General features: G+C 70.7%; 22 protein-coding genes. 11 read left to right on the top strand and 11 right to left on the bottom strand.

What is annotated here, in order from left to right:
- Positions 1-137: 137 nt before the first annotated feature.
- Positions 138-392, bottom strand: a complete 255-nt coding sequence (locus tag AB0I77_RS08800) for a hypothetical protein (protein ID WP_363281687.1) — start codon at positions 390-392, stop codon at positions 138-140.
- A 17-nt stretch (positions 393-409) separates the two neighbouring features.
- The gene (locus AB0I77_RS08805) at positions 410-1,564 is read right to left on the bottom strand and encodes an inorganic phosphate transporter (protein ID WP_363281688.1); all 1,155 of its coding nucleotides are present in this window, start codon (positions 1,562-1,564) and stop codon (positions 410-412) included.
- Between the two features lie 102 nt (positions 1,565-1,666).
- On the opposite strand from AB0I77_RS08805, the gene AB0I77_RS08810 reads away from it, so the two are divergent.
- The 3 genes from AB0I77_RS08810 (at position 1,667) to AB0I77_RS08820 (ending at position 3,372) form a co-directional block, all read left to right on the top strand.
- Entirely contained in the window at positions 1,667-2,059 is a 393-nt protein-coding gene (locus tag AB0I77_RS08810; protein WP_363281689.1) for a helix-turn-helix transcriptional regulator, read from the top strand.
- Positions 2,060-2,069: 10 nt separating this feature from the next.
- Positions 2,070-2,486 carry a VOC family protein gene (locus tag AB0I77_RS08815; RefSeq protein ID WP_363281690.1) on the top strand — a complete coding sequence of 139 codons (417 nt, stop codon included), beginning with the start codon at positions 2,070-2,072 and terminating at the stop codon, positions 2,484-2,486.
- 61 nt (positions 2,487-2,547) lie between these two features.
- Positions 2,548-3,372, top strand: a complete 825-nt coding sequence (locus tag AB0I77_RS08820) for a VOC family protein (protein ID WP_363281691.1) — start codon at positions 2,548-2,550, stop codon at positions 3,370-3,372.
- A gap of 209 nt (positions 3,373-3,581) precedes the next feature.
- On the opposite strand, the gene AB0I77_RS08825 is transcribed toward AB0I77_RS08820, so the two are convergent.
- From AB0I77_RS08825 to AB0I77_RS08835, 3 genes are all read right to left on the bottom strand, one after another.
- Positions 3,582-4,814, bottom strand: coding sequence for a sigma-70 family RNA polymerase sigma factor (locus AB0I77_RS08825; RefSeq protein WP_363281692.1), 1,233 nt, complete (start codon positions 4,812-4,814; stop codon positions 3,582-3,584).
- A 7-nt stretch (positions 4,815-4,821) separates the two neighbouring features.
- Positions 4,822-5,241 carry a YciI family protein gene (locus AB0I77_RS08830; RefSeq protein WP_363281693.1) on the bottom strand — a complete coding sequence of 140 codons (420 nt, stop codon included), beginning with the start codon at positions 5,239-5,241 and terminating at the stop codon, positions 4,822-4,824.
- 90 nt (positions 5,242-5,331) lie between these two features.
- Positions 5,332-5,595, bottom strand: a complete 264-nt coding sequence (locus AB0I77_RS08835) for a hypothetical protein (RefSeq protein WP_363281694.1) — start codon at positions 5,593-5,595, stop codon at positions 5,332-5,334.
- A 146-nt stretch (positions 5,596-5,741) separates the two neighbouring features.
- Here AB0I77_RS08835 and AB0I77_RS08840 point away from each other — a divergent pair, with 146 nt between their 5' ends.
- Positions 5,742-6,407 carry a TetR/AcrR family transcriptional regulator gene (locus AB0I77_RS08840; protein WP_363281695.1) on the top strand — a complete coding sequence of 222 codons (666 nt, stop codon included), beginning with the start codon at positions 5,742-5,744 and terminating at the stop codon, positions 6,405-6,407.
- Here AB0I77_RS08840 and AB0I77_RS08845 read toward each other — a convergent pair.
- The 3 genes from AB0I77_RS08845 to AB0I77_RS08855 form a co-directional block, all read right to left on the bottom strand.
- Positions 6,334-6,939, bottom strand: a complete 606-nt coding sequence (locus AB0I77_RS08845; protein WP_363281696.1) for a GNAT family N-acetyltransferase — start codon at positions 6,937-6,939, stop codon at positions 6,334-6,336. The genes AB0I77_RS08840 and AB0I77_RS08845 overlap by 74 nt on opposite strands.
- A 250-nt stretch (positions 6,940-7,189) precedes the next feature.
- Positions 7,190-8,296, bottom strand: a complete 1,107-nt coding sequence (locus AB0I77_RS08850) for a family 2 encapsulin nanocompartment cargo protein polyprenyl transferase (RefSeq protein ID WP_363282064.1) — start codon at positions 8,294-8,296, stop codon at positions 7,190-7,192.
- 125 nt (positions 8,297-8,421) lie between these two features.
- Positions 8,422-9,831 (bottom strand): family 2B encapsulin nanocompartment shell protein, encoded by a 1,410-nt coding sequence (locus AB0I77_RS08855; protein WP_363281697.1) that lies wholly within the window; start codon positions 9,829-9,831, stop codon positions 8,422-8,424.
- 302 nt (positions 9,832-10,133) lie between these two features.
- Between AB0I77_RS08855 and AB0I77_RS08860 the strand changes: the two genes are divergently transcribed.
- Positions 10,134-10,724 carry a peptidoglycan recognition family protein gene (locus AB0I77_RS08860; protein ID WP_363281698.1) on the top strand — a complete coding sequence of 197 codons (591 nt, stop codon included), beginning with the start codon at positions 10,134-10,136 and terminating at the stop codon, positions 10,722-10,724.
- A 33-nt stretch (positions 10,725-10,757) separates the two neighbouring features.
- A complete protein-coding gene (locus AB0I77_RS08865) occupies positions 10,758-11,651 on the top strand; it encodes a pyridoxal-phosphate dependent enzyme (RefSeq protein ID WP_363281699.1) in 894 nt (297 codons plus the stop codon).
- Between the two features lie 66 nt (positions 11,652-11,717).
- On the opposite strand, the gene AB0I77_RS08870 is transcribed toward AB0I77_RS08865, so the two are convergent.
- Positions 11,718-13,313 carry a Na+/H+ antiporter gene (locus AB0I77_RS08870; protein ID WP_363281700.1) on the bottom strand — a complete coding sequence of 532 codons (1,596 nt, stop codon included), beginning with the start codon at positions 13,311-13,313 and terminating at the stop codon, positions 11,718-11,720.
- Positions 13,314-13,398: 85 nt separating this feature from the next.
- Between AB0I77_RS08870 and AB0I77_RS08875 the strand changes: the two genes are divergently transcribed.
- From AB0I77_RS08875 to AB0I77_RS08885, 3 genes are all read left to right on the top strand, one after another.
- Entirely contained in the window at positions 13,399-13,659 is a 261-nt protein-coding gene (locus AB0I77_RS08875) for a UBP-type zinc finger domain-containing protein (protein WP_363281701.1), read from the top strand.
- Positions 13,660-13,984: 325 nt separating this feature from the next.
- Positions 13,985-14,398 (top strand): anti-sigma regulatory factor, encoded by a 414-nt coding sequence (locus tag AB0I77_RS08880; RefSeq protein ID WP_019058277.1) that lies wholly within the window; start codon positions 13,985-13,987, stop codon positions 14,396-14,398.
- Positions 14,395-15,504 (top strand): RNA polymerase sigma factor SigF, encoded by a 1,110-nt coding sequence (locus AB0I77_RS08885; protein WP_363281702.1) that lies wholly within the window; start codon positions 14,395-14,397, stop codon positions 15,502-15,504. Before AB0I77_RS08880 ends, AB0I77_RS08885 begins: the two co-directional genes overlap by 4 nt.
- 94 nt (positions 15,505-15,598) lie before the next feature.
- Here AB0I77_RS08885 and AB0I77_RS08890 read toward each other — a convergent pair whose 3' ends face one another.
- On the bottom strand, positions 15,599-16,063 hold the full coding sequence (locus tag AB0I77_RS08890; protein ID WP_363281703.1) for a hypothetical protein: 465 nt from the start codon (positions 16,061-16,063) through the stop codon (positions 15,599-15,601).
- 115 nt (positions 16,064-16,178) lie between these two features.
- Between AB0I77_RS08890 and AB0I77_RS08895 the strand changes: the two genes are divergently transcribed.
- Together AB0I77_RS08895 and AB0I77_RS08900 are read left to right on the top strand one after the other, a co-directional pair.
- Positions 16,179-17,147: a diacylglycerol kinase family protein gene (locus tag AB0I77_RS08895; RefSeq protein ID WP_363281704.1), complete on the top strand. Its 969-nt coding sequence runs from the start codon at positions 16,179-16,181 to the stop codon at positions 17,145-17,147.
- 318 nt (positions 17,148-17,465) lie between these two features.
- On the top strand, positions 17,466-17,723 hold the full coding sequence (locus AB0I77_RS08900) for a WhiB family transcriptional regulator (RefSeq protein WP_006380970.1): 258 nt from the start codon (positions 17,466-17,468) through the stop codon (positions 17,721-17,723).
- A 277-nt stretch (positions 17,724-18,000) separates the two neighbouring features.
- Here the strand turns inward: AB0I77_RS08900 and AB0I77_RS08905 are convergent, their stop codons facing one another.
- Positions 18,001-19,476, bottom strand: a complete 1,476-nt coding sequence (locus AB0I77_RS08905) for a PAS domain-containing sensor histidine kinase (protein ID WP_363281705.1) — start codon at positions 19,474-19,476, stop codon at positions 18,001-18,003.
- Positions 19,477-19,699 lie beyond the last annotated feature (223 nt).

Raw genomic sequence — 19,699 nt, forward strand, 5'->3', positions numbered from 1 at the left:
CTGAACTGGCACCGGTCCCGAGGCTCTGCCGGTCTCACGTGACGGGCCGGTGCTGGACAGCGAGACAGTCGGACCGAAGGTGACCTGCGCACGGGTCACCGGCCGGTTGGATTGATCCACACCCCCGAAGGGGCGCGTCAGTGGAACTGCGGCACGATCAGATAGATCCCGTACACCACCACCGCCGCACACGCGACAAAGCACAACCCGGCCTGGGCGAGACCGACGGCCGATGTGCCACCCCCACCACCGCCACCACCGCCACCCCCCGCCCGGGCCCCCTCGAAGCGGGCAAGGCCCAGGATGCCGAGGGCGAAGACGACGACCACCGCGACGGTGACGCCGATGCTCACCGCGGCGACCTGGCCCAGTGCGGTCCAGTCGAGACTCATGCGTGAACTCCAGTGGCTCAGGCGGCCGTACCGACGTGTGTCGGCTCGGCGTCGCGGAGGGTGACCTCGTGGGTGTCGTTGACGTTGTTCGCGTGCACCGGGTTGCGGCGGGAGACGGCCACGATGCCCGCGGCGACGGCCGCACCGACCAGGGCTACGACCACCGTGCCGGCGTTCCCGCCGTGCTTGACCGCGCTCGCGGAGATGCCGCCGACCAGCGCGGCCGCGGGCAGCGTCACCAGCCAGGCGATCACCATGCGGCCCGCGACGCCCCAGCGCACCTCCGCCAGCCGCCGCCCCAGCCCCGCGCCGAGGATGCTGCCCGAGGCGACCTGTGTGGTGGACAGGGCGAAGCCGAGGTGGGCGGAGGTCAGGATGACGGTGGTGGACGCCGTCTCCGCGGCGAAGCCCTGCGGCGACTGGATCTCGGTCAGGCCCTTGCCCATGGTGCGGATGATCCGCCAGCCGCCGAGATACGTGCCGAGGCCGATGGCCAGTCCCGCGGACGCGATCACCCACACCGGCGGACCGGCGTCGTGGCCGAGCGCGCCCGCCGAGATCAGGGTCAGCGTGATGACGCCCATGGTCTTCTGCGCGTCGTTCGTGCCATGGGCCAGGGAGACCAGCGAGGCCGACGCGATCTGGCCGAGCCGGAAGCCCTTGGTGACCGTCTGCTTGCGGGCGCGGGCCGTGAGCTTGTAGGCCAGGTAGGTCGCCAGCAGCGCCGCGACGCCGGCCACGAGCGGCGAAGCCACCGCCGGGATCAGTACTTTCTCGATCACCTTGTCGAAGTGCACGCCGTGGGAACCGGCCCCGACCCAGACCGCCCCGATCAGCCCGCCGAACAGCGCGTGCGACGAACTCGACGGCAGGCCGACCAGCCACGTCAGCAAATTCCACAGGATGGCCCCGACCAACCCGGCGAAGATCATCCCTGGGGTGACGAGGGTGTCGTCCACGATGCCGCCGGAGATCGTCTTGGCGACCTCGGTGGACAGGAAGGCGCCGACCACATTGAGAATCCCACTGATCAGTACGGCGGTTCTCGGCCCCAGTGCCCCCGTGGCGATGGACGTGGCCATCGCGTTGGCCGTGTCGTGGAACCCGTTGGTGAAGTCGAAGGCGAGCGCCGTGACGATGACGACGGCCACCAGGAACGTGATGTGGTCCATTCCGCAATGCAAACAAGTGCAGGCCAACCCCCGGCGAACTGGAGGCAAAGGCTGTTCCAGGTCCACGCGCGCGTGTGGTGGAGGGCGTGGCATGCTGGCGCGGTGACCCTCGAGGACCTGGTCCGACTGCGCCGGGCACGCGACCGGATGGACCGCGAGTACGCCGAGCCCCTCGACATCCCGGCGCTCGCGCGCACCGCCCTGATGTCGCCGGGCCACTTCCAGCGCAGCTTTCGCGCCGAGTTCGGCGAGACGCCGTACGGCTATCTCATGACCCGCCGTATAGAACGCGCCAAGGCCCTCCTGCGGCGCGGCGATCTGACCGTCACCGAGGTGTGCCTCGCCGTGGGCTGTACCTCGCTCGGTTCCTTCAGCTCCCGCTTCACCGAGCTGGTCGGCGAGACGCCGAGCGCGTACCGGGCCCGCTCCCACGAGGCGGGCGCGGCGATCCCGGCGTGCGTGGCGCGGACGTACACCCGGCCCAGACGGTCCTAATCTGCGGGGCATGGACCTGAAACTCAAACAGTGTTTCCTCGCCGTCGACGACCACGACAAGGCGATCGCCTTCTACCGGGACGTACTGGGCCTGGAGATCCGCAACGACGTCGGGTTCGAGGGGATGCGGTGGGTGACCGTCGGCTCGCCGCTCCAGCCCGACGTGGAGATCGTGCTGGAGCCGCCCGGCGCGAACCCGGACTTCTCGCCCGCCGACCGGGAGGCGATGGCCCGGCTGCTGGCCAAGGGGGTGCTGCGCGGGGTCATCTTCACCACCGCCGACTGCGACGCCCTGTTCACCCGGGTCGAGGAGTCCGGCGCGGACGTGGTCCAGGAGCCGATGGACCAGCCGTACGGGGTGCGGGACTGCGCGTTCCGCGATCCGGCGGGGAACATGCTGCGGTTCCTGGAGCGGTCCGGCGACTGAAAGCCGGGCGGAAACCGAAATTCGGGCGGAATCCGGGCTTCGCCGATCTACGATCGCCGCCATGAGCCGACCCGTGCTGTGGACCTACGCCTTCATCGACCGGCCCGTCGAAGTGTTCGCCCAGGCCTGCGAGTTCTGGACCGCGGTGACGGACACGCGGCTGTCCGGACTCCGGGGTGAACGACAGGAGTTCGTGACTCTCCTGGCGGACGGGGCCGACGCCTGTGTGAAGGTCCAGGGAGTCGTCGAGGGCGACGGCGGCGCGCATCTCGACTTCGCCGTGGCCGACGTACCGGAGTTCGTCGCCTCGGCGCTGCGGCTCGGCGCGCGGACGGTGGCCGATCACGGCTCGTTGGTCGTCCTGCGCTCCCCGGCAGGGCAGTTGTTCTGCGCGGTGCCGTGGCACGGCGAGTCGGTACGGCCGCCCGTCGCGCACGGCAGCCGGCTCGACCAGGTGTGCCTCGACATCGCGCCTTCGTCCTACGACGCCGAAGTCGCCTTCTGGAGCGGCCTGCTGCCCGACTGGGTGTCCCTGCCCGGCTCCCTCCCCGAATTCCACGTGGTGAAGCCGCCGACCGGGCTGCCGATCCGCATCCTGCTGCAACGGCTCGGCGAGGAACGCCCCGTCCGCGCCCATCTCGACCTCGCCTGCGCCGACATCGAGGCGACCCGCACCGCTCACGAGGGGCTCGGGGCGACGGCGGTCGCCCGCGGCCGACACTGGACGGTGCTGCGCGATCCGGTTGGCGGCACGTACTGCCTGACGGGGCGCGATCCGGAGACGGGCGGGCTACCCAGCCGTGGAGATCGCGCAGAGGACGACCGACCTGCCGTTCTCGTCGGGCGTGGGACTCGGGCACAGGGTCCCCCACTCTTCGGGCAGTGAAGGCCTGGGGCTCGGTTCCTCCCGCTCCCCCGAGTACGGCGCCGTCGGCTCCGCCGCGTCCTGGAGCCACAGGGTCAGGCCACCCCCGACAGCCACGGCGACCACCCACACCACCACGGCCCATCGCCACATCCGGCGGCGTCTCTCTCCCGCACCCGTCATGCCCATGTCTCCCGCACCCGCACCCCGCATGGCGTCAAACTAGCCCCTCAGCCGCGCAGTCGCGCCGCCCGCGCCGCCCGCGCCGCCCGCGCCCGCAAGTAGCGCTGCTCCGGCAGGCTCAGGGTCTTGGCAGCCGCCGACTCGTAGGCGGCGCGGGCCTCTTCGTACGCGCCCGCGCGCTCCAGGAGGTGGCCCCGGACCGCGTCCAGACGATGGCCCCCGCTCAACTCGTCCTCCAGCGAGCCCAGTTCGGCCAGGCCCGCGCGCGGACCGTGGACCATGGCGACGGCGACCGCGCGGCCCAGCCGTTCGACCGGACCGGGGACCAGGCGCACCAGGACGTCGTACAGGCCGAGGATCTCCCGCCAGTCGGTGGCCTGCGCGGACGGCGCCTCGCCGTGCACCGCGGCGATGGCCGCCCGCACCTGGTAGGGGCCCGCGGGTCCCCGGCTCAGCGCCCGGGTGACCAGCGCGACGCCCTCCTCGATGGCCGCCTTGTCCCAGCGGTCGCGGTCCTGTTCGTCGAGCGGGATCAGTTCGCCGTGCGGGCCGCTGCGCGCGTCGCGGCGGGCGTCGGTGAGCAGCATCAGGGCCAGCAGGCCGGTCACTTCGCCGGTGTCGGGCAGCAGACGGTGGACCGCGCGGGTCAGGCGGATCGCCTCGCCGGCGAGGTCGCGCCGCTGGAGGGAGGGGCCGGAGGTCGCCGTATGGCCCTCGTTGAAGATCAGATAGAGGGTGTGCAGGACGGCGGGCAGGCGCTCCACCCAGTTGTCCGGCCGTCCGAAGCGCACCCCGCGCACCTTCTGCTTGGCCCGGCTGATCCGCTGGGCCATGGTCGCCTCGGGGACGAGATACGCCCGGGCGATCTCCGTCGTCGTCAGACCGCCGACCGCGCGCAGCGTGAGCGCGATCTGCGCGGGCGGGGTCAGGTCCGGATGGCAGCACAGGAAGAGCAGGGAGAGGGTGTCGTCCTCCCGGGGCGCCCGGTCCCGGGTGACGAACGCGTCGCGCGGGGTCAGCGCCGCCACCCGCTCCTCCCGCGCCCGCCGCGCCTCCTCGGCCCGCAGGGCGTCGGTCAGCCGCCGCGAGGCCACCCTGATGAGCCACCCGCGTGGGTTGTCCGGCACCCCTGCCGACGGCCACTGCCCGGCCGCCGCGAGCAGCGCCTCCTGTACGGCGTCCTCGGCGGCGTCGAAGTGGCCGTACCGCCGCAGCAGCGCGCCGAGGACCTGCGGCGAGTGCCGGCGCAGCAGGTCCTCGATCTCGGTCGTGCCCCTCACGGTCTCCTCAGCCGATGTCCCCGCCGCCTTCCTGGATGGGCCGGATCACCACGGGGTAGTTGGGCGCGCCGGCGGGCTGCGGGCAGCGGGTGACGCGCTCGGCGATCTCGGTGACCCGCTCCAGGCTCTCGCACTCCAGCACCCAGTAGCCGGCCATCAGCTCCTTCGTCTCGCTGTACGGGCCGTCGGTGATCACGGCCTTGCCGTCCTCGCCCAGCGTGACCAGGCGCGTCTTCGCGGGCTCGGTCAGCCCTTGCCCGTCGACCATCTCACCGGTCTCGGCGAGGTCGTCGTTGATCGCGCCCATGTAGGCGTACATCGCCTGCACGTCCTGCTCGCTCCAGGCCGGGGAGCCGGGGGACGCCTTGCCGGCCATCGCCTCGTAGTCCGCCTGTGTGCCCTGCACCATGACCAGGTACTTCGCCATGAGTCCGCTCCTTCGGCTGCCTTCGGTTGCGCCCTCTTGCGGGGGCTCTCACAGGGGACGTCGGAGCCGGTCCGGGGTTCTCGACACGTTTCAGGATTCTTTCTCGGCGGATCTCGGGGACTCGACCGTGGGAGGGGCCGCCGACCGGGTCCCAGCTGTCTGTGGGCCCACCTTTCGAGCCTCACTCTTGGGCTCGGCGCCTTCCGCCCCCTCCTCGCCGTACGCCTCGCACTCGGGGTTGCGGCACGGGCCGGGAACCCACTCCGGCACCCACGCGCCCAGCGTCTTGTGCCGCCGGATGATCGTATCGACGGGCTGTCCGCAGACGGGACAGACATGTTCGTCGCTGTCCATGTCTTCAGGGTAGGGCGAAGGGGGCGTCAGCGCTCTCTGCTGTACGTCCGCACCAGCGTCCCGTTAGTGACAGGCACGCACGTCGTCGAACTCGAACACGATCAGGTACGACTTGACGACCCGGTTCGTCGGACGTACTCGCGCAGGTGGGCGCAGGGGCCGGCCCCGGCAGCCCTGAGCGCCGGGCCGCGCTCGTCGACGCCGGGGGCGAGGTGCTCGCGCGCGAGGGGGTGCGTGGGCTGGCATTCCGCGCGGTGAACACCCAGGCGGGGGTGCCGGCGGGCACGGCCTCGGACTACCTCACCGACCGCGACGACCCGCTGCGACCCGCTGCGACCCGCTGCGACAGACCAACGCTCAGCCGCACCAGCCGCTCGCCCACCCACAGCCGCAGAACGACGCCCGACGGCGCCGGTTACCTCGCCCTCCTGGAAGATGCCCCTGCACACCACCCGCCGCCCCGAGCCCCGAACTGTGGGCCCTCCGCCAAGTCGGTGCGCGGGGACCTGGAGTACGGCATGGAGTTCCACCCCGAGGCCACCCTGCCCGGCGGCGACGAGACCGTCACCGTGCTCTGTCTCGCGATGCTCGGGCTGATCCTGGAGCACCTGCCCCTGCCGGGCGTCCTGGACGGCGTCCTGCCCAAGGTGTGCGTCCCGGAAGGGCTGGTGGGGCTCATGGGGCTGGTGGAGCTGGTGGAGCGGATCGTGGAGTCGGTGGTGCCGGAGAGCCCGAACGCTAACGGGCCTGCGGCTCGCGCCACATCGGCCACATGCGCGGGCCGTCCGGCAGGTCGAGGGGGCGGCCGGTGAGCTCGAAGCCGAGCCGCTCGTACAGGTTCCGGCTGCGGGCGTTGCTCGCCTCGAGGTAGGCGGGCAGCCCCTCGCGGTCGCAGCGGTCGAGGACCGGCGCGATGAGCGCGGTGCCGAGGCCCTCGCCCTGGCGCTGGGGTGCGACGCCGATCATCCACAGGTAGGCGTGGGCCCGGTCCGCGGGGTGGACACCGGCCGTGAGCCTGCCGATCAGCTCGATGCGTTCGTTGCCGGGGTCGACGGCCTCGCGTATCCGGGCCGGGCTCTCGTCCTCGGCGGGGTCGGCCGCGTGGTCGTCCGCCGGCACGGACAGCCACAGTGCGCAAGCCGTGCCGTCCTCGGTGAGGTCGACGCGTCCGTCGGCCAGCACGATGTCGGTGAACGCGGCCATCAGCCCCGCATGCCTCGCACGGCGGTACTCCTCGCCGGGAAGGACCCACACGCTGACCGGATCGTCCCGGAAGGCCTCGTCCAGGAGCCGGACGACCAGCTCCCGGTCGCCCTCGCCCGCCGTCCGGATCGCCACTCCCATGTCCCCGCCCTCGCAGCCAACCGGTTTGCCAGTACGGCCGTTGAGCCTATCCGCTAGCCCCATCCGATAGCCGCACCCAGTAGCCCCATCCGGTAGCGACGCCAAGGCGGGGCCCGCACACCGTGGGGATGTGCGGGACCCACCGGGCCGGAGTCGTCGCAGAGTGTGGCCGTGCCGTGTCAGGAGCCGCACGGCCGCGGTGACTCCGGGGTCTCGGCGCCGGACGTCCTCCCCGCCTATGGGACGCCCGTCAACTGCTGCGCCGGGTCACGAACTCGGCCAGCGAGAGCAGTCCGCCCGCCGCCTCCGGGTCGGACACCGCACGGGCCAGTTCCTGCATCGCGCGGGCCATCCGGTCGGCCGCCTGACCCTGCGCCCAGTCACGGCCGCCCGCCCGCTCGACGGCCAGTGCCGTGCGGTCGAGCCCCTCCTCGTCCCCCTTCTCGTACGGCATCTCGTACAGTTCGGCGAGTTCGACGGCCGCCGGCGTGCCGGAGGCGAGCGCCGCGACCACCGGCAGCGACTTCTTGCGGGCCGCGAGATCCGCCCCGGCCGGCTTGCCGGTACTGCGCGGATCGCCCCATATGCCGATCACGTCGTCGATGAGCTGGAAGGCGAGCCCGGCCTCACGGCCGAACGCGTCCAGGGCCTCGACGTCCTCGTCCACGGCGCCCGCGTACAACGCGCCGATGGCGCAGGCGCAACCGAGCAGCGCCCCCGTCTTGGCCTCGGCCATGACCAGCACCTCGTCGAGGGTGACCTCGCGGGGGCCGAGCCGTTCCATGGCCGTGTCCGCGTGCTGGCCGGCGCACAGTTCGACGACACAGTCCGCGAGCCGGGCGGCGGCCTGCGCCGACGCCGGATGCGGATCCTCCGCGAGCAGCCGCAGGGCCAGTGCCTGGAGGGCGTCCCCCGCGAGGATCGCGTCGGCGTCGCCGAACACCGTCCAGGCGGTGGCCCGATGTCGCCGGGTGGTGTCCCGGTCCATCACGTCGTCGTGCAGCAACGTGAAGTTGTGGACCAGTTCCACCGCCGTGGCCGCCCGCACCGCCGCGGCCCGAGCCCGCTGTCCGCCGAGCGCGGCGGCCGCGGTGAGGACGAGCGCGGGGCGGATCGCCTTGCCCGCGTTGCCCGCCGCCGGTGTGCCGTCCGCGTGCTCCCAGCCGAAGTGGTAGAGCGCGACACGGCGCATGGAGCCGGGTAACGACTCGATCGCGGAGCGCAGTTCGGGGTCGACCGTTGCCCGGGACTGCTCCAGGATGAGCGCCGCCTCTTGCCCGTCGAGCGGATGCCCGGTGGGCTGCGGATGGCCGGTGGACTGCGGATGCCCGGTGGAGTGCTGCTTCGTCTCCGCCATGAACTCGGCCATGGTGTCCCCCTCGGAGAGTCCGCGGACGGTGGCACCTGTGCCGTGACCGACCGCATACGACCGGGGTGTACCCGCCCCGAGGGGCGGGGACACGGCCTTCAGGTGCGGAAACGTCACCTCCAGCGCCCGATCTCGACGTTCTCCAGCACACCGAGCGCGTCCGGCACGAGGACCGCTGCCGAGTAGTAGGCCGTCACCAGGTACTTGATGATCGCCTGCTCATTGATGCCCATGAAGCGCACGGACAGGCTCGGCTCGATCTCGTCCGGGATGCCGGCCTGCTGGAGGCCGATGACACCTTGGTCGGCCTCGCCGGTACGCATGGCGATGATCGAGGTCGTGCGCTCCTCGGTGACCGGGATCTTGTTGCACGGGAAGATCGGCACACCGCGCCAGGTGGGGATGCGGTTGCCGCCCATGTCGATGGTCTCGGGGACGAGTCCGCGCTTGTTGAGCTCGCGGCCGATCGCGGAGATCGCGCGCGGGTGGGCGAGCAGCAGCTTGGTGCCGCGCCGCCTGCTGAGCAGCTCGTCCAGGTCGTCGGGGCTGGGCACGCCGTCGTGCGGCTGGAGCCGCTGGTCGTACTCGCAGTTGTTGAGCAGCCCGAACGCGCGGTTGTTGATGAGCTCGTGCTCCTGGCGCTCCTTCAGCGCCTCGACCGTCAGCCGGATCTGCTGCTCGGTCTGGTTCATCGGCTGGTTGTACAGGTCGGCCACGCGCGAGTGGATGCGCAGCACGGTCTGGGCGATGCTCAGCTCGTACTCGCGGGGCCGGGCCTCGTAGTCGACGAAGGTGTGCGGAATGTCCGGCTCGCCGTCATGTCCCGCCGCGAGGTCGATCTCCTTCTCGCCGTACTTGTTGGTGCGCTGCGAGGGGATCGCCGCCCGCAGCTCCTGAAGGTGCTCGCTCAGGGAGTCGGAGCGCTCCGCGACCTGCTCGACATCCTGGCGGGGCAGCACGAGGACCGTGCACGCGGTGCTCGCACGGGCCGTGTATTCCCAGATGGCGTCGGAGTCGAGCAGCGCCTGGTCGCCGAGGTACGCCCCGTCGGCGAGGACTCCGAGGGATTCGTCATCGCCGTACGGGCCCGTGCCGAACTTCTCCACCCTGCCGTGTGCCAGCAGGTACACCTCGTCGGTCGGACTGCCGAAGGAGGCGATCACGTCCCCCGAGGCGAACTCCCGCTGCTCGCAGCGCCGGGCGAGTTCGGTGAGCACCTCCTCGTCCTCGTACGACCGCAGCGCGGGCAGCTCGCGCAGCTCCCCCGGGATCACCTCGACGCGGTCGCCGGTCTTCACGAACGTCACCCGGCCGTCACCCACGGCGTAGGTCAGCCGCCGGTTCACCCGGTACGTGCCGCCCTGCACGTTCACCCAGGGAAGCATGCGCAGCAGCCAGCGGGAGCTGATCTCCTGCATCTGGGGTACGGACTTGGTGGTGGTGGCCAGGTTCCGCGCGGCCGCCGTGCCGAGACTCTGCTGCGGCCGGTCCTGCTCGGTGCGGATCTCTTCGCCTACCGACATAAGGAATTGCCCTCCCGGTCGTACACGGCACTGATCTGCGCCGCGCATCGATGTGCGGGAGCAAGCCTTCCAGGACAGAGCGTGCTGATGCTATTACCCGAAAGAGCGGGAATGGATCACCGGTGACTGGGCACATGCGCGATTTCGCCCGCGTCGGCTCCCGTCCGGGCGAGCGGAATGATCTTGTCCGAATCGGCTCGCACACTGTGCGAACGAGGAGTCCGGATCGTCCGAATCCGGTACAAGCACCGGTAGGAGACGGCCGCGCACGGCGGTCGGCGCGCAGCGCGAAGGAGGGGGCCATGGCCTCACCCATGTCCGCGAGCAGGTTCCTGGCCGCACTGAAGGCGGAGGGGCTCACCGTCGTCGAGGTGGGCGACTGGGAAGACCACAACCGCAACCACAAGGGACCCTGGGGACCCGTCCACGGCGTGATGATCCACCACACGGTGACCAAGGGCAGCGAGCGGACGGTGAAGCTCTGCCGGGACGGCCACAAGGCCCTGCCGGGGCCGCTGTGCCACGGCGTCATCACCAAGGACGGCAGAGTCCACCTCGTCGGCTACGGCCGGGCCAACCACGCGGGCCCCGGCGACGACGACGTACTGCGCGCGGTGATCGCCGAGAAGGCGCTGCCGCACGACAACGAGGCCAACACCGACGGCAACCGCCACTTCTACGGCTTCGAGTGCGAGAACCTAGGCGACGGGGAGGACCCCTGGCCGGCCGCCCAGCTGGAGGCGATCGAGAAAGCCGCCGCCGCGATCTGCCGCCACCACGGCTGGTCGGAACGGTCGGTCATCGGGCACCGGGAGTGGCAGCCGGGGAAGGTGGATCCGCGCGGCTTCACAATGGCGTCGATGCGGGAGCGGATCCGGGACCGGCTGAAGTGACGGCAGCCGGAGTTGCGGCGTGACAATGGTGCCGTGACCAGCCTCGCCACCCTACGCCCCCGGCTCCCGTCACCCCTGCGGGAGGTCGAGGACCCCCGTTTCAGCCGCCACGGCGTCCGGCTGCTGCTGAAGCGCGACGACCTCATCCACCCGGAGCTGATCGGCAATAAGTGGCGCAAGCTCGCGCCGAACCTCGCGGTCGCGGCCGGCCGTACCGTCGTCACCTTCGGCGGCGCGTACTCCAACCACCTGCGCGCCACGGCCGCCGCGGGCCGTCTCCTCCAACTGCCCACCGTGGGCGTGGTCCGCGGCCAGGAACTGGCCCACCGCCCGCTGAACCCGTCGCTGGCCCGGTGCGCGGCCGACGGCATGCGGCTGCACTTCGTCGACAGATCGACGTATCGCCGCAAGACCGAGCCGGGCACGCTGGCGGCCGTGCTGCGCGCGGTGGACGCCGAGGGGGCGTACGTCGTCCCGGAGGGCGGCAGCAACGTCCATGCCGTACGGGGATGCCGTGCGCTCGGCGAGGAGCTGGCCGGACAGGCCGATGTCGTCGCGATCGCCTGCGGCACCGGCGGCACCCTCGCGGGCCTGGCCGCGGGGCTGGCCCCGGGCCAACGCACCATAGGCATCCCCGTCCTCAAGGGCGGCTTCCTGACGGCCGGCATACAGGACCTTCAGGAACGGGCCTTCGGCGGCCGAAGCGGCGCCTGGCACCTCGACGACCGCTTCCACTTCGGCGGCTACGCGCGCACCACCCCCGAGCTCGACGCCTTCGCCGAGGACTTCGAAGACCGCCACCGGCTCCCCGTCGAGCGTCTCTATGTCGCCAAGTTGCTGTACGGACTTGTCGCCCTGGCGAAAGAGGGCGCCTTCGCGCGCGGAACGACGGTGGCGGCCGTCGTCACCGGCCGGCCCTTCCCCTGACTCACCCTCCGGTCGTGGTAGGCCGCCTCCTCTGCCTCACCCTCCGGTCGTAGTACGCCGCATCCTCTACGCCGCCTCCCGGTAGGCCGCCGCCTCCTCCAGGTCCAGCCGACGCAGCAGGATCCGCAGCATCTCGTCGTCGATATAGCGGCCGTCGCGCAGCTTGACGAACACCGCGCGCTCGGCGCTGATCATCTCCCGGGACAGTCGCCGGTAGGTGTCGTCGAAGGTTTCGCCGGTGAGGGGGTTGACCTGGCCGAGGCGTTCCCAGACGGCGTTGCGGCGGCGTTCCAGGACGCTGCGCAGACGGTCGGCCAGCGGCCCTGGGAGGGCGTTGCGCTCGTCGGAGAGGAGTTCGTCCAGGCGCCGCTCGGCGGCCCGGGAGGCCTGCGCCTGGGCGTTCGCCTCCGCGAGCGTCTCGGCCTGCGGGTCCCGGCCGGGGAGCTTCAGGAGACGGATCAGCGGGGGCAGGGTCAGCCCTTGGACGACCAGCGTTCCGATGACGGTGGTGAAGGTCAGGAAGAGGATCAGGTTGCGCTCGGGGAAGGGGTCGCCGCCGTGCACGGTCAGCGGGATCGAGAAGGCGATGGCCAGCGAGACCACGCCTCTCATCCCCGCCCAGGCGATGACGAACGGCGCCTTCCAGGTCGGTTCGTCCTCGCGCTCCCGGATCCTCGACGACAGCAGGCGGGGCAGGAAGGTCGCCGGGTAGACCCACACGAACCGGGTGGCGACCACGACGAGGAAGAGGGCAATCGCGTACCAGGCTGCGCGGCCGCCCTCGTACTCCCCGAGGCCCTTGAGGATCACCGGCAGTTGCAGTCCGATCAGGGCGAACACCGCCGATTCCAGGACGAACGCGACCATCTTCCACACGGCCTCCTCCTGGAGCCGGGTCGCGAAATCGACCTGCCACGCGCGGTGCCCGAGATAGAGCGCGACGGTCACGACCGCGAGGACCCCGGAGGCGTGCACCTGCTCGGCGGCCGCGTACGCCACGAACGGGATCAGCAGGGAGAGCGTGTTCTGCAGCAGCGCCTCCTTCAGGTGGGTGCGCAGCCAGTGGATCGGCACCATCAGCACCAGCCCGAAGCCGACGCCGCCGACCGCCGCGAGCAGGAACTCGCCGATCCCGCCGGCCCAGGTGGCGCCCTCGCCGATCGCCGCCGCGAGGGCCACCCGGTAGGCGGTGATCGCGGTGGCGTCGTTCACCAGGGACTCGCCCTGAAGGATCGTCGTGATCCGGGAGGGCAGCCCGACCCGGCGCGCGACCGCCGTGGCCGCGACCGCGTCCGGCGGCGCGACCACCGCGCCCAGCACCAGCGCGGCGGTCAGTGGAAGATCCGGCACGATCAGGTAGGCGGCCCAGCCGACGGCGAAGGTCGCGAAGAGAACGTACCCGACCGACAGCAGCGCCACGGGCCGCACTTGCGCGCGCAGATCGAGATACGAGCTGTCGGTGGCGGCCGTGTACAGCAGCGGAGGCAGCAGGAGCGGCAGGACGACATGCGGGTCGAGGGTGTAGTCGGGCACCCCGGGGACGTAACTGATCACCAAGGCCGCCGCGACCAGCATCAGCGGTGCCGGCACCGGGGTCCGCCGGGCAGCCGCCGCGATCGCGGCACTGCCCGCCACCAGCAACAGCAGTGGCATCACGTCCATTTTTTCGCCCGCCCTCATTCATCGTCGTGCGCCCGCCGCCCCTATTGCGCGCCGCCATCCGCACACCCGTCGTAATCTGGCAATCATGAAACAGTGCACGCATGCCGAGGCGCTGCCGCACCCCGAACCCCGGCCGCTGAGCGACACCTGCCTGGAGTGCCAGGCGAACGGCACACATCCCGTACAACTGCGGCTGTGCCTCGACTGCGGCCACGTCGGCTGTTGCGACACCTCACCGGGACGGCACGCGACGGAGCACTACAAAGACTCCGGCCATCCGATCATGCGCACGTTCGAGCCCGGAGAGAACTGGCGGTGGTGCTTCGTCGACCACGTCCTCGTATGAGCGCCTCGTACGAACGTCCTCGCATGGACGTCCTCGTATGACCTGGCGTGTGTGATCCTGGAAGCCTCGGGACGACTCGGCATCCGGACGGTTCGACCCTCGGACGCCTGGGTACGTCAACCCGGCGCGCGCTCTTCCCAATTGAGCCCGCAGACCCCCTAGCCACGGAGCGTATCCGTGTGTTTACTATGAGTGACAGCGGGGGGTTGGGGTCCCGGGGACAGGAAAGTTCAGAGCGCGATAGCGTCACCGCTGAAGGACGTATCGCGTTACCCCGGGGGGCGACCCTCGGCCCCGAAAAGCTTGTACCACCTTGGAGGTGAGGGTGTCCCAGATCGCAGGCGAGCCCGCGACCCAGGACTTCGTGGAAGTCCGGCTGCCGGCCGCGGGTGCCTACCTGTCGGTTCTGCGTACGGCCACGGCCGGTCTCGCGGCCCGTTTGGACTTCACCCTCGACGAGATCGAGGACCTTCGCATCGCGGTGGACGAGGCCTGCGCGATCCTGCTCCAGCAGGCCGTGCCCGGCTCGGTCCTCAGCTGTGTGTTCCGGCTCGTGGACGACTCGCTGGAGGTCACCGTCTCGGCGCCGACCACGGACGGTCACGCCCCCGCGCGGGACACCTTCGCCTGGACCGTGCTGTCGGCCCTCGCGGGCAAGGTCTCGTCGGCCGTCGACGAGGACAAGACCGTTTCGATCAGCCTCTACAAACAGCGCGGCGCGGGACCCGGGCCGGCGTGAGGAACGGGGACGGGCCGGTGCGGGACGAAGAGCGCGGCACACGGGAGCTGCCGGCCGCCACGGACACGGGCGGTCCGGGCGCATCCCGACGCATGGCGGACGGCATCGACGGCATCCCCGAGCAGGCCCGGCAGCACCCGGAGGACGACTCCTCGGAGACCGGCTTCCTGGACGACGGGCAGCGTGCTCGGGAAGGTGCCGTGCAGAGCACGCCTCTGGACGGACGGATCGAGGTCACCCCTGTCCGAGCCGAGGCGAGGGCTCGGGGAAGGGCGACGGGCGGGACGATGAGCGAGCACGAGCGAGATAACGAGACGGGCGCACAGCGCGTGCAGACCACGCGCCACGACCCTCAGGACCGCAGCGGGGCGCGCGCCAGGTTCGTCGAACTGCGCTCCCTGAAGGAGGGCAGCCCGGAGTACGCGGAGCTGCGCAACCAGCTGGTCCGAATGCACCTGCCGCTCGTCGAGCACCTCGCGCGCCGCTTCCGCAACCGCGGCGAGCCGCTGGACGACCTCACCCAGGTCGCCACCATCGGCCTGATCAAGTCGGTCGACCGCTTCGACCCGGAGCGCGGCGTCGAGTTCTCGACGTACGCGACTCCGACGGTCGTCGGCGAGATCAAGCGGCACTTCCGCGACAAGGGCTGGGCGGTGCGCGTCCCCCGCAGGCTCCAGGAGCTGCGCCTCGCGCTCACCACGGCGACGGCCGAGCTCTCGCAGCAGCACGGCCGCTCCCCCACCGTGCATGAGCTGGCCGAGAAGCTGGCCATCTCGGAGGAGGAGGTCCTGGAGGGCCTGGAGTCGGCCAACGCGTACTCCACGCTGTCCCTGGACGTCCCCGACACCGACGACGAGTCCCCGGCGGTCGCGGACACCCTGGGCGCCGAGGACGAGGCGCTGGAGGGCGTCGAGTACCGGGAATCGCTCAAGCCGCTGCTGGAAGACCTCCCGCCGCGCGAGAAGCGGATCCTGCTGCTGCGCTTCTTCGGCAACATGACCCAGTCGCAGATCGCGCAGGAGGTCGGGATCTCACAGATGCACGTGTCCCGGCTGCTGGCCCGGACACTGGCACAGCTGCGGGAGAAACTGCTGGTGGAGGAGTAGCCGCAGGGCTACTGCCGTCTGGCGTACGTAGCCGTACGGCTGCTGGCGTCTGGCATACGTAGCCGTACGGCGGCTGACGTCCGGCGTACGGCTGCTACTGCTTGCCGTCCTGCGCGCGGCCCGGTCCCTTGATCCCGAGGGCCTGGGTCGTCGCCGGATTGACCAGCAGCACCAGGGCCGCGACCGCGACCACCCCAAGGGCGATCCCGGCCGGAATCGCCATGCTGTCGGCCTGGAGCAGGTTGTAGGCCACCGGCAGCGCCATGATCTGCGTGATGACGGCCGGCCCCCGGCTCCAGCTCCGCCGGCCGAGCAGCCCGCGGGCGGCGAGCAAAGGCAACAGCGCGAGCACGATCAGGGTGATGCCCCCGGTGACGGCCGACCGCCGGTCGTCCGGGTCGCCCGTGAAGCCCTCCACGAGCATCCAGGCGCCGCCGACGGCCAGCGCGAGCCCCTCCAGCGCGGCCAGCGCCGCCGCGGCCGTCAGCCGACCAGGACGGGGCTCCGCCGCTCGGGCGGCTGCCGCGGCTTCGGGAGTGGGGTTCTGCTCAGCGCTCACGCCAAAAGCGTAGCCCTCGCGCCACCGGCCGCCGTGGCGAGGTTCACGCCCGAAGTCTTACTTGATCCCTACCTCGCCCTGTGCCCGGTACCACCCAGTAGGTACGCTGCAACTCATGCGTGCACTTCTCGTGGTCAATCCGGCGGCAACCACCACAAGCGCACGTACGCGCGACGTCCTGATCCACGCACTCGCCAGCGAGATGAAGCTGGAAGCGGTCACCACCGAGTACCGCGGCCACGCCCGCGACCTGGGCCGGCAGGCGGCGGAGAGCGAGGACGTGGAGCTGATCGTGGCCCTCGGCGGCGACGGCACGGTCAACGAGGTCGTGAACGGTCTCCTGCACGCCGGCCCCGACCCGGCGCGCCTCCCCCGCCTCGCGGTGGTCCCCGGCGGCTCCACGAACGTCTTCGCCCGCGCACTGGGCCTGCCCAACGACGCCGTGGAAGCCACCGGCGCCCTGCTGGACGCCCTGCGCGAGGGCAGCGAACGGACGGTCGGCCTGGGGCTGGCCTCGGGCGCGCGCGGCTCGGAGGACGAGGCCGTACCGGCGCGCTGGTTCACCTTCAACGCGGGCCTGGGTTTCGACGCCGGCGTGGTCGGGCGGGTAGAGCAGCAGCGTGAACTCGGCAGGAAGTCCACCCACGCTCTCTATGTGCGCCAGGCAATGCGCCAGTTCTTCGGCGAGGCGCACCGGCGTCACGGGACGATCACGCTTGAGCGGCCGGACGCGGAGCCGGTGACCGATCTGGTGCTGTCCATAGTCTCGAACACCTCTCCGTGGACGTTCCTGGGCAATCACCCGATGTACGCGTCGCCTAAGGCCTCGTTCGATAAAGGCCTCGATGTACTCGGTCTCAGCCGTATGACGACGACCGCGGTTGCCCGGTATGGCACCCAGTTGCTCACTTCGTCCCCCGAGCGGGGACCCCACGGCAAGCACGCCGTGTCCCTGCACGACCTGAGCGAGTTCACCTTGCATTCGAAGGTGCCGCTACCCCTTCAGATGGACGGCGACCACCTAGGGCTGCGTACGAGCGTGACGTTCACAGGCGTACGCCGTGCACTGCGTGTGATTGTGTGAGCAGAAGGGGCTAAAGTCCTTTCACTCGAACGTTTAGACCAGGGTCCACCCCATGGAAGTACGGCTGTGACCTAGTCGACACCGAGGAATCAAAAAAAACTTTCCAGAAGGGGTTGTATCCGCCGCCGAGGTTTGCGAGTCTCTACCTGGCGATCGGGACGGCCCGCAACACCGGCCTCCACAGATCACCGGAACCCCTCTCCAGATCACAGGACCACGCCAGGGAACTGGCAGTCGGCCCTTCACTTGTTGAGGGATTCGTGAAAGCGTTCACATTCACAAGCAACCCGCAAGTAATACCAAGGAGAGGTAGCAGCCATGGACTGGCGTCACAACGCCGTTTGCCGCGAGGAAGACCCCGAGCTCTTCTTCCCCATCGGCAACACCGGTCCTGCGCTGCTGCAGATCGAGGAAGCCAAGGCCGTCTGCCGCCGCTGCCCCGTCATGGAGCAGTGCCTGCAGTGGGCGCTCGAGTCCGGCCAGGACTCCGGCGTCTGGGGTGGTCTCAGCGAGGACGAGCGCCGCGCCATGAAGCGCCGCGCCGCCCGCAACCGGGCCCGTCAGGCAACCGCCTGACAACCCGCCCCACAAGCCTGAGCTTGGCGGCGCGTACAGCGAGTACGCATCTCCCGCCCCCGAGCCGCAGCGCGCAGTACCCCCCGATGCGCAGCGAATGCTGGCAACGAGCATGTTGAGCCCCGGACCCCTGAACGGTCCGGGGCTCTTTGCTGTGCCGACTTCCCTCAGGCCCTTTCGTACGGACTTTTCGTATGGCCTTCTCGTACGGCCTTCTGGTACAGCCCTCTTCGTACGGCCCTCTGATACGGCCTCTCGCACACCCCTTCGTACGGCGCTACTTGTGCGCCCGCACAGGGAGGTCCAGGATCACCCGTGTTCCCCGGTCCGGCGCCGGGACCATGTCGAACGTGCCGCCCAACTCGCCCTCCACCAGCGTGCGTACGATCTGCAGGCCGAGGTTGCCGGAGGTGCGCGGGTCGAAGCCCTCGGGCAGGCCGACGCCGTCGTCCTGGACGGTGACCAGGAGGCGGGCCTCCTTGGTGGCGCTTCCGCGGACCGCCGAGACCTCGACGGTGCCGGTCTCGCCCTCGCGGAAGCCGTGTTCCAGGGCGTTCTGGAGGATCTCGGTCAGCACCATCGACAGCGGGGTGGCGACCTCGGCGTCGAGGATGCCGAAGCGGCCGGTGCGCCGGCCGGCGACCTTGCCCGGCGAGATCTCGGCGACCATCGCGAGGACGCGGTCGGCGATCTCGTCGAACTCCACGCGCTCGTCCAGGTTCTGGGAGAGCGTCTCGTGCACGATCGCGATCGACCCGACCCGCCGTACCGCCTCTTCGAGGGCTTCGCGGCCGCGATCGGACTCGATGCGCCGGGCCTGGAGCCGCAGCAGCGCCGCCACCGTCTGGAGGTTGTTCTTGACGCGGTGGTGGATCTCCCGGATGGTCGCGTCCTTGGTGATCAACTCTCGCTCACGGCGGCGTAGTTCGGTGACGTCGCGGAGCAGGACCAGCGAACCGATGCGGGTGCCCTTGGGCTTGAGCGGGATCGCACGGAACTGGATCACCCCGTCACGGGCCTCGATCTCGAACTCGCGCGGCGCCCAGCCGCTGGCGACCTTGGCGAGCGCCTCGTCCACCGGCCCGTGGGTCGGGGCGAGTTCGGCGGTGGTCTTGCCCAGGTGGTGACCGACGAGGTCGGCGGCGAGGCCCATGCGGTGGTAGGCGGACAGCGCGTTCGGCGAGGCGTACTGGACGATGCCTTCCGCGTCGAGGCGGATCAGGCCGTCGCCCACGCGGGGCGAGGCGTCCATGTCGACCTGCTGGTTCGGGAAGGGGAAGGAACCGGCCGCGATCATCTGTGCCAGGTCCGAGGCGCTTTGCAGGTACGTCAGTTCCAGACGGCTCGGGGTGCGCACGGTGAGGAGGTTGGTGTTGCGCGCGATGACGCCGAGGACGCGGCCCTCCCGTCGTACCGGGATGGACTCGATCCGGACCGGGACCTCCTCGCGCCACTCCGGGTCGCCCTCGCGGACGATCCGGCCCTCGTCGTGCGCGATGTCCAGCATGGGGCGGCGGCCGCGCGGGACGAGGTGGCCGACCATGTCGTCCTGGTACGAGGTGGGGCCGGTGTTGGGCCGCATCTGGGCGACGGAGACATAGCGGGTGCCGTCGCGGGTGGGGACCCACAGGACGAGGTCGGCGAAGGAGAGGTCGGAGAGCAGTTGCCACTCCGAGACCAGCAGGTGCAGCCACTCGAGGTCGGATTCGTCGAGGGCTGTGTGCTGGTGTACGAGTTCGTTCATGGAGGGCACATGTGTGAGCGTACCTGGGCGTTTGGACCGGCCCGCAAAACACCCGCGGGCCGCGGCGCCTGGGAGGGACCCTCAACCCTCCCGGCACCGCAGCCCGGAGCAACATCGGCCGCGGGGTGTGCGGTCCCGATCGGCCGAAGGATGAGGAGCCGGGGCAGTCAGGGCAGAGAGCTCCGGTTCCTCCGTCCGTCCTCCTGTGCGGGGAGGGCGGAAGTCCGTGCGT

This window comes from Streptomyces sp. NPDC050619 (assembly GCF_040654815.1).
In the GTDB taxonomy this organism is placed as follows: Bacteria; Actinomycetota; Actinomycetes; order Streptomycetales; family Streptomycetaceae; genus Streptomyces.